The following is a 13,877-nucleotide window of genomic DNA, read 5'->3' on the forward strand; positions in this document are numbered from 1 at the left end:
GCGGGGTCCGGGCAACAAAAAAGGACCCCCCGTCTCCGGAGGGTCCGTCGCATCCTGTGCGCACACGGCTTCGCTAGCGAAGCGCCTCCGAGGTTCGGGGCATCATTCGCATCATGGCGAGACCGGTGGTGTGCTGCATGGGCGGAACGCTAGCACCCGGCGGCGGCGACACGAACCGCCTGTCCACGGAGTGAACAGGCGGTCCGTCGCACACGGGGCTCATGGAGGTACGGGGCGTCCGGGCCCGGGGTCACGACGGGCCCGGGTCCTGGCGGGCCGGAGGTCCCGACGTCCGCCGGGCCCCGGACCACCCACCCAACCCGACCGGGGTCAGTGCTCGCAGAGGGAGAATTCCCGCTCGTAGAGCTGCTCGTTGTGTTCGTCGACGAAGAACTTGCGTTCCCGCATGAGCTCCTCGCGGTAGCCCCTGGCCTCTTCGAGCGTCATGGTCGAGGTGTCCGACCAGGGCTGCTGCGGGGGCACGTCGGAGGTCGAGACGATCCGTTCCGACGGGTCGACCAGGAAGAAGGCGAGGATCTTGCGGTGCCCCGGGCGGGTGGGATCCGCGAGGCGGAACGGGCTGACACGGTGCTGCAGGACGTTGGGGAAGGCCAGAGAGCGGCCCGCCGGCGTCGATGCCGATCCCAGCATCTGGTTGAGCGCGTCTTCGTCCTCCAGGCCGTAGACCTCCCGCAGACCGTTGTCGTCGTTCTGTGCGTACTCCGGGTCGTCGAGCGCCGCCCGGAAGCCGAGCCGGCTCTCGGTGATGTTGTCGCTGTCCCAGTAGTGGATGCCGGTCGAGACGATCCGCTCGTTCAGCATCCCCTCCACGTGCCAGGAGCCACCCGCGTACTCGGGCTTCTCCGGGGTGAGGTGAACGGTGGCGAGCTTGACGATGACCTGGAGGCGCCGGCCGCGCAGGTCGACCCGGTCAGCGGCGTCGAGCGGCTCGGGCGGGGTGAAGTCGGGGGCGTCCGGGACGACCGGGCGACGGTTCTCCCACCAGTCGTCCTGGGCCTTCTCCCACGCGCTCCGGGCCTCCGCGTAGGCCGCGGCATCCGCGTAGGAGGACCTGTCCGGATACACGGGTTCCGAGTCGTACCACCCGTAGGGGTCGGCCTTGATCCTCGGGGGCCGCGGATGGCGCAGCTGGGTCAGCACGTTCTCCAGCAGCGGGAGCATGCGCGCGAAGAGGTCCGGCAGGACGCCCAGCAGCTCGTGATGGGTCTCGGGGTGGACGTTGTTGACGTACGAGCGGAAGGCGACGTCGCCGTCGTCGCTGACGTCGACGTCCGTGGGCAACCACTGGAACCTCTCCGAGAACTCGTACTTCGAGTAGCGGTCCGTCGGGTTCTGCCACGCCCGCTCGGGCGCGCCGCTGGCCTCCCTCACCAGGCAGAACAGTGAGGGGTGGACCAGATCCAGTACCTGTCCGTCGGATCCGGGATGCCAGTCGCGTTCCGCCTCGGGTACCTGTTCCAGGACCCGGACCGCCTCGCGCAGCCGGGCTCCGAGCTTGTCGTCGATCAGTGTGTCGGACTGCCACACCCCGTCGACGGCGGACACCTCTATGCCGGTCCGGGCGTCACGCAGCGCGGCGTAGTGCACGAGCTCGGCGAGGACATAGCGGACCTGCGCCTCGGTGAGGCCCTGGTCGACCGCTTCTCGGGTCCACCTGGCGACGATGTCGGCGTCGTTCATCTTGTCGAACCACCCAGGCTTCGCCCGAATGTGCGCGCTGCACTGCATCATCCGGAGTTCCCCCAGCGTTCGGGGCGTCACGGATCCAAGGGAACGGGAGGCGTGGAAGGGCAGCGGAAAAGCAGACAGGCCGGTCAATTCTCGTGGTCCCAACAGTCGGTGTGCGGTGGCGGGCAGGATAGCCCGGCGGACTGACACCGCAGCTGTGGTCCCTGTCCGGCAGGACGGTTCCGCCACAGTTGGTACCGGGACGGCGACGCGGCCTGGGGGGAGCCGGACGAGAAGCGTCTCGGCCGTCCCTGGGAGGAGATCGACTGGCACTCGAACAGAGGGAGGATCGAGGTTCCCAAGCCGGACATCCCGGAAATCAAGCCCGACCTTTCGAAGATTCCGAAGCACATGAGGTGAGAGCGGAGAGATGACGGACGACGCCGACACGCGGAGTGCCGAGGAGATCGTGGCCGGGGAGTGGCGCTTTCTCCTCGATGGAGGTCACGACCTGATCGACACGGAGACCGTCCGCGCGGCACATGCGCGGCCGCGACTGCGGCAGCTCTTCCCTCTGGTCAGCCATGGAGTCCTGTACTTCAGCGGCTGCACCGGAATGCCGGCGGCCCATACCGGCGGGCAGGTCCACCCGCGGGGTGCCGACGGACGGTACCGGGTGGCCGGCCCCAAGGGCGTGGGGACCCTCGGCAGGACGGAGACCCTGTACGAGGCGTTCGCCCTGGTCGCCGGCAACCTCCCGGAGGAGTGCGGGCCGGCCGTGCTCGGAGGCGCGGGCCACGTCTGACCGCGGGAGCAGGGTGACACGGCACCACCGGGCAGGCTGTGCACCGTGACCGAGCCGAGGTGCCCTTCAGACCGGTCGACCAAGTGCGCTGCTTCCAAAAACGATCAAGGCGGTTGCTGCAGGTGGAGGGCTGCATCGAGCATGCGGGCATGGCACCTGACGCCGCTGCGGGAGGCTTCTCCCCGCTACTACTGGAAGCTCAGTCGATGTGGGTGGAACGCGTCTGTCGGGCAGGTGTGGACACGCAGGTAGCCGCGCCCCAGATACACGCCCGTGGGCGTGATGACGTGCCGGTACAGATCGGGGCGGCGATCTTCGAGGGGAGCCCAGCTCTCCGAGGCGGGATCCCATTCGACATGGTGGGCGGTGAGGAGCGGGGGCATGGAAGTGCCGCACACGGTGCAGTCGACGGTGCGCGGGTCGGTGAGGTGCCAGGTGGCGAAGCCGCCGACCTTCCAGCCCGGGGCGAGGGACAGATCGCTGGAGTACTCGGTGGGGAACTCCGCTTCCGCCTCCTGCTCGTCCTCTTCGAGGAGCTCCTCCTCCCAGGTCACGATGGCTTCCTGCAGATCCTCGGGGAGCAGGCCGAGATACTCATGTTCGACGATTTGCTCGGGGTGGAGGTCGCAGGGCTGGGGAACGCACTCGGGTGAGCCGACGACAAGCGGCTCGGGCTGTTCGCCGAGTACGGCACCGATGTCCTGGCTGCGGCGCCACTTCAATACGACGTCTACGCTCGCGTCGGGGCCGTGCGCCTCGAACGGGCACCAGAAGACCTGAAGGAGGTCGTACCCCGGGGGCCCGGTGAGGTCGGGGATGTCCCGTGCCCACAGCTGCGCGGCGGCCAGCATCGGGATGGGGTCCGCGTCGCCGATGCCGGGGTCGTGCAGCCCGTCCCGGAGGGTGGCGAGGAGTGCGATCTCCTCTTCGGTCTTCTTCCGCCCCTCCGAAGCCGCATGGATACGGCGTGCGAGTCGGACGTCGGCCAGCAGGTGCCCGGTTCCCTTGGGGTGGACGGCGGTGCACATCGGCCAGGGTTCGTCGGCCGGCCACAGCAAGGGGCCTGCGACGGAGCTGTCCTGTGCCTTCGGGTCGCCGGGGCGCGGGTGGAGTCGCGTCGCTGTTCGCCGGAACTCGGCGAGGCCGGGAAAGAGCTCCTCGACATCGGCTGGACGCGAGGGCGTGGTGCGGGGCATGCGTTTCTCCGGAACGGTTCGTCGTGAGCGCTAGACGCCGGTTCTGACGTACGCGGCGGGGTTCTCAAGAATGTAGGTGAAGGTGAAACCCTTGCTGCCGTACGCCGTGAAGTGGATTTCGTGGGGGATCGGGTTGCTGCCCGCGTACTTGGGGACCACGTTGTACTGGACGACCTCGTCATTGTTCTTGACCTGGTCATAGATCACCGCCTCTACCGACAGCCGCTGTTCGGGCGTGTTGGTGGGGGTCTGCGTCTCGGTCACCAAATTCTGATGGGCGAACCTTCCCGTTCCGTGGCCGCCGAGGCGGTTGGCGTAGAGGTGGCCACGGGCCTCGTTGAAGTCGTTGCCGTTGCCGCGCCAGCCGGGGGTCCGCAAGGTGCCGGCCTCGGTTCCCTTGTTGAGCATCTCGGGCCGTATGGAGGCGTAGACACCTGTGGGGCGGCCCAGGTGGTCGAGGCGCCCGTAGCGGACGCTGCCGCCGAACCCGCTCGTCGAGTCGCCCCAGTCGTAGGCGTCGAAGCTACAGCGCTTGGGGGCGAGGCCCAGTGGGTCGGTGGATGCCCAGGGGTTGGCGACGTAGGTGGCCGGGTTGGGCGCGGGCGCGAGGCCGAGGGGGTCGAGGGTGGTGTAGCGGGCGGTGTCGGGGTCGTAGTGGCGGTGGAAGTTGTAGTGGAGGCCCGTTTCAGGGTCGGCGTACTGTCCGGGGAAGCGGAGCGGGATGTAGGCGGTGGCGTCGCGGTTCCACCCTGTGGTCCCCCAGGTGGTCGATCGGCTGCGCCAGGTCGTCTCGCCGGTGGTGGAGACGAGTTCGGTGGGGGTGCCGGCGAGGTCGGTGACGATGGCGAAGAAACGCGCGTCGGTCTCGGCGTCGTCGAGGAGTCTGCGTTCGTACTGGACGAGCGGGCGGTGTCCATCGTATTCCCAGGTCAAAACGGTTGCGGTGGCCTCGTCGATCTGTTCGGCGAGGACGGTTCCGTCCCAGGTGTAGCGGATGGTCTCCGCCGTGGTTTGCCCGTCGTCTGCCATGCGGTGCTTGGCCGTGCGGCGACCGAGGGGGTCGTAGGTGTAGGTCCACAGGGTGCCGTCGGGTGTGGTGCAGGAGGTGAGACGGTCCCGTGCGTCGTAGGTGTAGCGCCAGAGGTCGGGCTTGCGCGAGGGTCGGGTGCGGCGGCGTTCGACGACCCGGCCCGCTGCGTCGTGTGTGTAGTGGAGGGCTCCCGCGGTGAGGAGACGGGTGCCGGCGTAGGTTCTCGGGCCGCGGGCCTCGCCACGCCCGGCTCGGGTGGGCCACCGCGCCGCGTCCTGATTGCCTGCTCGGTCGTAGGCGTACTGCTCTGTCCAGCCGTCGTCGGCGACGGTGAGGGGCCGGCCCATCGGGTCGAGGGTGATCTGCTTGACGCGTCGGTCCGTGTTTGCGGTCTTTTCGCCGATGGCGACGGGGAATCCGTCGGCGCGGTAGGAATAGTCGCGCGTGACAAGGGCCGAGGGGACAGTTCCGGTGCCGAGGCTCTGGGTTGTCGGCCTGCCGGCGTCGTCCCAGGTGGTTGTCAGACTCACCGGGGTGGATGGATCGCCCCAGACCCGGGAGACCTCGCGGCCGAGGAGGTCGTGCCCGAAGGTGAGGGCGTTCCCGTCCACAGCCATCGAGGAGCACCGGCCTGCGGGGTCGTAGGCGAGGCTGGTGACGGCGCCGGTGGGTGTGGTGCGCGCGATGCGGCGGCCGACCGGATCGTACGCGTACCGGAGAGTCCGCCCGTCGATGCTTTCGCTGAGCGGTCGGCCCATGACATCGCGCACGATACTGAGCGTGGAGATCGCGGTGCGGGCTTCGACGAGCGCCCCGGCAGTGTCGTACACGTAGTTGGTGAGGGCGCCGTCTGCGTCGTCCGAGGTCAGTCGGCCCATGGCGTCCCAGGTGTAGGTGACGCTCTGTCCGGCGGGGTTGACGCGTCGCGTGATCCGGTTGGCCGCGTCGTAGTCGTAGTGGCTGGTGCGTCCCTCGAAGTCGGTCTCGGCGGCCATGTTGCCGGCGGCGTCGTAGGTGTAGCTCCAGCTCTGCCCGAGCGGGTTGGTGACTTCGACGAGGCGTAGTTCGGTGTCGTAGCGCAGTTGGTGGCGGGCTCCGTCCGGGTCGATTCGGGCCAGAGGCTTGTCGAAGGGGCCGTACGCAGTGCCCCAGACGCCACCGGCGGCGTCGGTGTACGCCGTGCAGTTGCCCTCGTCGTCCCAGGCCCAGCTCTCACGGGCTCCGTCCGTGGCGGTTCGGGCGAGGAGGCGGTCGTCGTTGTCCCACACGAACTCCTGCGCCCGGCCGACCGGATCGACTATGCGGAGGGGGCGTCCGCGATGATCCCGCCGCACGCGCGTCACGCCGTGCTCGTCGTCGCTGACCTCCAGGGTGAGACCGGCGGAGTCGGAGGTGAAGCGGACTGTGCCGCCCAGGGCGTCGGTCATGGTCGCGATGGCACCCGTGCGGTCGTGGGTGAAACGCTTCACCGTCCCGTCGGGAGCCTGGACGCCGGTGCAGTTGCCCAGGCCGTCGAAGGTCTGCCGCCACACGGTCCCGTCCGCCCCCGTGATCTCCACGGGCATGTTCCGCTCGTCGTAGCGGGCCGTGGCCATGGTGCCGTCGGGCAGCCGTACCCCGACCAGGTTGCCTTCCTCACTCCAGGTGAGTTCGGTGGTGTGGCCCAGGGCGTCGGTGCGCGTGAGCGGGCGGTCGTACGCGTCCCAGGTCAGGTAGGTGGTGTGGCCGAGCGGGTCGGTCTCGGCGACGACCTGCAGGCGGTCGTTGAGGTGCAGAACGCTGGTGGCGCCGGTGGAGTCGGTGTATCGGGTTGTACGGTGCCCGGTCTCAGGGTGGATGTCGTAGGTGAACGTCGACGTGAGAGTGCCTTCGGGGCCGACCGTGCCGGCGACCCTGCCCTCGGCGTCGTACACGTACCGGAAGGTGAAGGCATTGCGGTCGGTCCACGAGGTGACGCGGCCATCACCGTCGTACGTGAAGGACATGACGGGGCCGTCGGTGCCATCCGGGCCGGTCAGAGCGGTGAGGCGACCAGCCTGGTCGTAGCCGTAGCCGACGACCGTGGTCGGGCCTCCAGGGCCACGGACAGCCAGGTCCGTCACCCGGGTCTCGGTCGCGGTGATCTGGACGACGTATCCACCCGAGTGGGTCACGGCGGTCGGGGCACCGTCGGCGCGGCGCGCGAAGTCGACGCGGTTGCCATTTCGGTCCTCGACCGCAGACAGCCAGTAGGCGGTCGAGGACCGGTAGGGGTTGCCGGTGAAGCTCCGGACCGGACCCCCGTGAGGGTCGCGCACCTCGTACGTGGTCGCGTCACCGTCGACCCCGCCATGGGCCAGGGGAAGCCGGTCGCCCTCCAGAGGGAAGACCTCCTCGCCGTCGGGGCGAGGCAGGTGCGGATAGATGAGCAGAGAGCCGTCCTCACGAGCCCAGATGGCTCCGCCGCCGAACACGTCGACCTCGATGCGTTCGTCGAGGGTGGACGCCCAACTGGGCCCGAACCACTGACCGTAGCGGTAGGTCGATACATGGGTTCGGCGCAGCGTGAGCGGAAGCGCCCCGGGCAGGACGAGGTCCGTCTGCGGGAGCAACATCTTGCCCGTGGCGACGTCGACCGGATCGTTTTTGCAGACGGTCTTGTCCAGGGACACACTGTTGGCGCGGGGATCACCCTTGGCATCGCTGACCGAATTGGGCCTTGTGTGGGTGTCGGGGCCGGGTGCTCTGCGCTGCTGAGAGCCGCCGTTGGTGTCGTCATGGTCGCCCTTGCGCTGCCGCGCGAGGCGGTCGCGGATGGCGTCGTCGTTGTTCTTGTGGTCGACGGATATCTGCTTCACGGCCTTCGGCAGCGTCTTGCCGACATGGTCGCCCATGGCCTTGGCGGACTTCACCAGGGCGCCCATGGCCTTCTCGATGACCGGGTCGAGGGCGTCGGCGATGTCGTCCCGGCCCTTGTTGCGCCCCTGAGCCGTCTTCGCCTTCGTCAGTCTGCCGGTCGTCCTGCCGTGGATCCCGGTGCTCACGCCGTTCAGCTTCGTACCGGCGTGGTCGTGCTCGTCGTGCTCGATGTGAAAACCCTTGCCCCCGGGCCGAGCGCCGCTCCCTCCGGCCGAGGCGAGGTTCAGGCCGTCTTTCGCGCCCTGCACACCCTCCTCGAAGCCGTCCTTGCCGGCCTGCTTCGTCTGGTCGAGGTTGACACCGTTCTGGACACCCAGGGCGTCCATGCCGATCTGGACCACGAGGTCCGCCGCCATGTTCTCCAGCGCGGAGACGGCCGGCTCGGTCATCACCCCGACGATGTGTCCGACCGCCTCCTCCATCGCACCGGTGATGAGCTTCAGCAACTGCTTCTTCGTGAAGGCGATCGCTCCGGCGCCGAGCAGGGCGGAGAGGCCACCGGTCACCGGGATCAGCGCCATGGCGAGACCGGTCTGGCCGGCCAGGACCCCGAGCTCGGCGACCGCCTTCCACTTCATGCCCTCGATCGCACCGGCCGCCATGTCGAGTGCGCCCGCGATCGTCCGGGCCGCGGACACCATGTCCTTCAGGTGTTTGCCCTTGACCTTGCCCCAGTGCTCGTTCAGCGCGTCCATGGCCTCGCCGTGACCCGACGACAGCAGGCGCTCCATGTGGTTGTTGGCGAGCTGGCCGTCATCGGCGAGATCATCCGCGAACTCCCGCAGCGCGTCCGCCATCTCCCGGTAGGCGTCCTCGTCCACGTTGGGCCAGTTCACCCCCACCAGATCCAGCAACGTGTCCGCCCAGTCCGGCACCGTGACAGCCATGATCGAGAATCCCCCATGCGATGATCAGTCAGCCGTACAGTCCTACCACGGCGTCTTGGTGAGGTGTAATGCGCTGCAGCAACCTGTCTGGATCCCCGGCGCAAAGCTTCGACGGTCTCGTGAACGCCACAGGTCACGCGCTCGTGCATCCAAGGAGACATACGTAGCGAACAGCTGATGTCGTCGCATGTGCGACTGAGTTTCAGGAGGCGGAGGACGGGGCCCGCAGAGCTCGAACGAGGAAACCGATCTCGACGGCCTCCCCGGCGAACTGCGCGAGCCCCTGACGAAGGCGCTCGCGAAGAACCCCGCCGAGCGAATCAGCGCCGACGCGGCGGCAGAGGAATGCGCGCGGCTCCTGGCCCGTCAGACTACCCAGGTTCTCGGCGCCACCGGACCGGAGCCGACACGGATCAGAGACCGCCTCACCGCCGCGTGGAACCTGCCCAGCCTGGACGACCCCGCCTGGAGCCTTCCCGCGCCCTCGAGGCGCAAGCGCGCGCTTATGGCCGCAGCCGTCACCACAATCGCCGTCGCGTCCGTCTCAGGCGGAATCGTCACCTTCTACACCAGTGGCGACCGTGCGGATGTGACGCTCACGTCCGACCGCACAACCCCCTCGACACCCTCCACCGAGATATCCGCTCCGATCAGTGCTTCTGGAACCACGGCTTCTGGCACGCCTGCCAAAACCACGGTCGCGCCTGCGGCCGATCCGCGGACCATCAGGATCCCCAAGGATCCACTCGTCGGGGTGGCCAATCCCGCATACAGGCGAGCCGGCGACGAAACACAACCACACCCGGACGAGTGGAGAGCGAGCACCACCGCCGGCAGCCCCGAAGAGCGGGACACCGAGACGGCAATCCGGGACCAGATGACGTCCATGCTGACCACCAAGGACATGAACTTCATGAAGCCCGCCATTACATTCAACCAGCGGGCACAGACCGTAATGGTGACCGGCGGACCCGTCCCGCAGGTGCCCGAGAACCACCAAGAGGTGTTTCGCAGGGCCGGTGAGATGGCGGCCTGTTCCGCCCTCGCGCATCGTCTCAAGAATGATCCGACCACCTGGAACGCCAACACCGCCGAGACGAACGAGGACGGCCTCTCACTCACCGACGGCATCAGCCTCGGCTTCGACCCAGTCGAACACGCAGCCTACGTCTGGACCGACAACCCCAACAGCCGCTTCACCAGCCACGCCTCCCAGTCCAACCTCAGAGGCACGGTCGAGGAGGCTGTCTGCCGCAAGCTCACGCTCGAGTTCCACAACAACAAGAGCTGGGAATACACACGCTGGTCTGTCGCCGTCTACGATGCATACACCGGCACGCGCCAGCTCATCGGGGCAGGAACCTGCCCTTCGTGAGTGCCGCCAGCTACCTGGGCGGAGACGCACTGACCAAGTACGAGGGCACGCGCTCCGAGGACGGCTTGTCTGCGGATGGGCCGTTGTTGTCGCAGTGACTGTGTGCGCTGTCCGGTTCGGCGTGCAGCAAGCGTCAAGCCCCGCCCAGGAACGTATCGACCGGGTTCAGACACGGTCTCCGTGGCCGTGCAGGAGGTATTGGGAGTCGCCCGGGCGGCGCTGGACCCGGGCCTGCCGCCAGGCGGCATCGAACGACAGCTGCTGGGGAGGCGAGGCATGTGCGCGGGCGCGGCGCATCAGGAGCAGCGCCCGCCAGCTGGTTCGCGGGGACAGCAGGAGACGCCACAACGTCGTGTGCCGAGCGCTCACGATGTGTCCGTGGCCGTGGGACTGGTCTCACTGGTTGCCGGCGACGGTTTCAGCAGGGCTTCGACCTGGTCCGCATGACCGGGCTTCCGGGCGGCGCGCATCCCGTTGGCCAGGAGTATCACCAGCAGTCTCTTCTGCTCCTCCTTGGGGAACTCGGCGAGGAAATCTCTTAGGATGGTGAGGAGTTGCCGCTCCACGGGTTCGTCGCGGTCCTTCGGGAAACTGCGGAGCCGTCGTGCGAGCGCTTCCAGCTCCGCGTCACTGGGCGGCTGAGTGATCTGCGCATCGGGCTGTTGAAGCCATCGAGCCAGGAGGGCTGCCGGGTGGGCGAGTTCCCGGGCGAAGGCTTCCGTGCGCTGCCTGGTGAGGGTATCTGCCGCCCCCTGGGCGCGTATGGCAGTGAGCAGTTCCTTCACCGCGGCGTGGTCCTCGTCGGCGAGTTCGAGATGGACGGAGGCGGTGACGGTGGCACCGTCCGGAAGGCCGAGTTCCTGAGGTTGGCGCAATTGCTGTGCGCAGGCGTCCTGTGCGGCGGGGAGGTTGATCGGGTCCTGGTCGCGTACTGCAGCTGCCGCCGTGGTACGCAGGGCGGTGCGCACACGGTCGGCGATCTCGTCCGGGTCGTAGGGGTCTGTGGGTTCCGGGGTCAGGGTGGCGTGGATGGTGGCGGTGTAGTGGATGCCCGGCCGACTGCTGCGCAGCACTGCGGAGAAGGCGCCTATCTCCCAGCGGAGTTGCTTGCGGCGGGCCCGTTTGGAGCCGCGCCTCATGTCGCGTCCTGCGTCACGGTGCGAAGGGCGGGATCGTCTTCGGGGGCAGTTGCGGCGCCCAGCGGCGTCTGGGTCTGGCCGCCGGGCGGTACCGGCCGGGGGGCGTTCCATCGCAGTATGAGCCGCTCGCGCAGGTCGACGACCGACTGTGAGGTGTATCCCGTGCCGGCCCGTCCGGCGATGAAGGTGGACAGCGGACCGGTCATCCAGTGCTCGCGGATGACGCGGTTGAGTACCTCGACCACTGCGTCGGCGTCGAGTACGCCGTGGGCCACGGCTTCGGCCCAGGCGGTGAGGACTTCCTCGCACCATGCTTCCAGCGTCGGCACGGACAGGGCCGCGGACCATCCCTGCACCAGCTCGTCGACTGTGTCCGGATGCTCCAGGGCGTTGGCAAGCAGCAGGATCGCGGCAGGTTGCTCGGCGGAGGGACGGAGCAGAGACAGGACGGCGCGGCGTGCCGCGAGATGGTTGCGATCGTCCGGCTGCTTGTATTCGGTCAGCCATTTGTTGACCGTGTCCCACACGCGCGGCAGTAGCCGGAGGTCCGAGCCCATGGCGCGCACGACCTCTTCGGCCACGGATACGGCACTGTCGTGTTCACCACGGCCCAGGACCCAGCGCAAGCAGGTGAGCGCCTGGCGGGGGTATTCCTTGGAGAAGGGCCCCTGACACACCACCGCGGCCACGGTGGCGTTGGCCCGAGATTCCTGGCTGGCCCAGGATCGCAGTTTCGTACGGGCTTCCGGGCCGAGGGCGGGGTCCCTGGCGACGCGCGCGAGTAGGCGGGAGGCACCGTCCTGCCCGGCGTCACTGGCGGTGGCCCATGACTGGGCGACGTCTAGGGGACCCAGATCGCTTTCATCGACGGCGAGTTGGGCGAGCAGATCCGCGATCTGCGGGATCCGTCCGGCGCCGAGTCCCTTGGGGGCGGTGAGCTGCTTGACCCACTGGATCAGGCTGGGCTGGATGTCGCTGAGCTGGCGCCAGAAGTGCCGCAGTACCGCGGCCGGGTATCCGGGCAGATGACTGAAGGAGACGCGCTGCCCATCACTCTTCGCCTGGACCGCCTCCAAGCGGGTGACCAGGTCACGGCCCGTGAGGATGTCCCGGATGCCACGCGTCTTCTCGTCCCTGAGCAGCAGACGCGCCCCGGCCAGGATCTCAGCGGGGCTGAGTCCTTCCAGCATGATGGCCGCCAGCAGCAACGCCCGGTCGTCCGCGCTGTCCTGTGTCTCGCGAAAGACAGTGCTGACTCGTTCACGCCAGCGCAGTACGAGGTCGCGGGCGTCCTTGACCGTGCCGGCCGATTCACTGATGCGGCTGAGTTCACGGGCGAGTGCCGCGGCGTCGCCCGGATGCATGTCGGCGCGAAGAAGATCATCGAGCGGGGCTCGGCGGCCCTCACCGTCGCTCTCCTCGCCCCGTCTGTCGACGTCCCGGACAGTCTCCTGCAACCATCCCTGGTGTGCCACCCGCGGGTAGAGCTGCTCAATGTGGCGCCGCGCGATCCGGTCCCCCGGGGGTCCGTGGACGGCGCGTACGACGGTGCGCCCCAGGACCGGGTCGTTCTCGGGCCAGCCGTGCTCACCCGCGACCACGACGAGGTAGGAGCCTCTTTTCCGCAGGGTCTCGGCGTGCCCGAGGAACTTCCTGGCCGTGACGTCCGGCTTCTCCCAGCGCGCGCTCTCGCCCGAAACGTCAAGCAGGTACCCCCGGCCGTGTCCGGCGGGGAGCAGGAACCTGTCCTTCTCGACCGATTCCCAGTCCGGCAGCACGTGCTCAAGGCGCAGCCGTAGCCTGGGTCCGCTGTTGCCGGGCAGGACGGGCCGCAGCTCGGACAGGGCGCGCAGTCCCGCTGCGGTCTTGCCCGTCCCGGGCGGGCCGGCGATCACGACTACGCGCTCGTCCAGGCCGAGCATCGCCAGCACTTCCGGGGCGGTCGCGATCTCCTTGCCCTCGCCGTTCTCGGCGACCCAGGCACGACGGACCGCGTCGATCTCCGCCGGAGGCACGGGCTCGGTGGGCAGAGGCTCCTGCTGGTGCAGATTGATGTCCCGCCCGGCCTGCAGCAGAGTCGAGTAGGTGTTGTTGGCGGCGTAAATCCCCCCACGGGACACACGATTGTCGGGCGGCACAGTGGAAGAGGTCACAGCCCGTTCACGCCCTCGGGTTGCGTGGCGGCACCCCGTAGTTGATGCCCCCGCTGCCCACGTCCAGGTTGCCCGACGCCTGCACGATCTGGCTGTTGGTGTTGTTCTGCGCGGTCAGCACCGGGGCGCCCTCCGACAGCGCGTGGTCCTGCGGGGCGGGCAGGAGCGCCGCCAGTTCCTCGCCCATGTCGGGATAGCGGTCCAGATAGGCAGCGAGCTGCAGGACGAGCCGCCGCTCCAGCCGGCTGCGCAGATCGTCGCAGTCTTCCTCTGCCGCCTCGGCGAGGGTCTGCTCCGCCGCATCCAGCAGCTCCAGCTGCCGCTCCACGGACGACTCCCCGTCCCGCCTGAAGAACCGGGCCAGGGCTCCGCGCAACGACAACCAGCCGCCCCTGGCCATCTCCGCCACCACGGCACTCGCCGCTGGCACAGCCACGGCCATCACGTCCAGTTCCGATGCCACCACTCCCCCTCGTCCCATACGTCGTCGTTCCACAGCCGGAGAACAGTCTGCGACCATCCATGCACACAGAGCAGCGGGATGAGGAAACGTGACGGAAACGGATAGGGCCGGGCACATCGCAGCTCATCGCGCACATTGCCCGGAACAAGTCACTCCATGGTGCACCAAACCTCCTGCCGTGCTTGTGAACAGTGCGGCCGGTCAGGAGTTCGACACGTATCCAGCCAGCTCGGTATGTGCTG

The 13,877-nt window shown here is 68.3% G+C and carries 9 protein-coding genes; 2 read left to right on the forward strand and 7 right to left on the reverse strand.

Going from position 1 to position 13,877, the window contains the following annotated elements; all coding sequences use genetic code 11:
• Nucleotides 1-330 precede the first annotated feature (330 nt).
• The gene (locus tag ABT129_RS23155) at nt 331-1,839 is read right to left on the reverse strand and encodes a DUF4246 domain-containing protein (protein ID WP_351904650.1); all 1,509 of its coding nucleotides are present in this window, start codon (nt 1,837-1,839) and stop codon (nt 331-333) included.
• Between the two features lie 280 nt (nt 1,840-2,119).
• On the opposite strand from ABT129_RS23155, the gene ABT129_RS23160 reads away from it, so the two are divergent.
• The gene (locus ABT129_RS23160) at nt 2,120-2,494 is read left to right on the forward strand and encodes a DUF6193 family natural product biosynthesis protein (protein WP_351904653.1); all 375 of its coding nucleotides are present in this window, start codon (nt 2,120-2,122) and stop codon (nt 2,492-2,494) included.
• Nucleotides 2,495-2,682: 188 nt separating this feature from the next.
• Here the strand turns inward: ABT129_RS23160 and ABT129_RS23165 are convergent, their stop codons facing one another.
• Together ABT129_RS23165 and ABT129_RS23170 are read right to left on the reverse strand one after the other, a co-directional pair.
• Nucleotides 2,683-3,690, reverse strand: coding sequence for a hypothetical protein (locus ABT129_RS23165; RefSeq protein ID WP_351904655.1), 1,008 nt, complete (start codon nt 3,688-3,690; stop codon nt 2,683-2,685).
• Between the two features lie 30 nt (nt 3,691-3,720).
• Entirely contained in the window at nt 3,721-8,505 is a 4,785-nt protein-coding gene (locus ABT129_RS23170; RefSeq protein ID WP_351904658.1) for a DUF6531 domain-containing protein, read from the reverse strand.
• 505 nt (nt 8,506-9,010) lie between these two features.
• Between ABT129_RS23170 and ABT129_RS23175 the strand changes: the two genes are divergently transcribed.
• The gene (locus ABT129_RS23175; RefSeq protein ID WP_351904661.1) at nt 9,011-9,880 is read left to right on the forward strand and encodes a hypothetical protein; all 870 of its coding nucleotides are present in this window, start codon (nt 9,011-9,013) and stop codon (nt 9,878-9,880) included.
• Nucleotides 9,881-10,045: 165 nt separating this feature from the next.
• Here ABT129_RS23175 and ABT129_RS23180 read toward each other — a convergent pair whose 3' ends face one another.
• Genes ABT129_RS23180 through ABT129_RS23195 form a run of 4 tightly spaced genes read right to left on the reverse strand, consistent with a single transcriptional unit; the run spans nt 10,046 to nt 13,608 of the window.
• Nucleotides 10,046-10,249, reverse strand: coding sequence for a hypothetical protein (locus ABT129_RS23180; RefSeq protein ID WP_351904664.1), 204 nt, complete (start codon nt 10,247-10,249; stop codon nt 10,046-10,048).
• Nucleotides 10,246-11,019, reverse strand: a complete 774-nt coding sequence (locus tag ABT129_RS23185) for a hypothetical protein (protein WP_351904667.1) — start codon at nt 11,017-11,019, stop codon at nt 10,246-10,248. The genes ABT129_RS23180 and ABT129_RS23185 overlap by 4 nt, the downstream gene beginning before the upstream one ends.
• A complete protein-coding gene (locus ABT129_RS23190; protein ID WP_351904670.1) occupies nt 11,016-13,172 on the reverse strand; it encodes a hypothetical protein in 2,157 nt (718 codons plus the stop codon). The genes ABT129_RS23185 and ABT129_RS23190 overlap by 4 nt, the downstream gene beginning before the upstream one ends.
• A gap of 7 nt (nt 13,173-13,179) precedes the next feature.
• Nucleotides 13,180-13,608, reverse strand: coding sequence for a hypothetical protein (locus ABT129_RS23195; protein WP_351904673.1), 429 nt, complete (start codon nt 13,606-13,608; stop codon nt 13,180-13,182).
• Nucleotides 13,609-13,877 lie beyond the last annotated feature (269 nt).

The organism is Streptomyces sp. NPDC002057, from assembly GCF_040296665.1.
GTDB lineage: Bacteria > Actinomycetota > Actinomycetes > Streptomycetales > Streptomycetaceae > Streptomyces.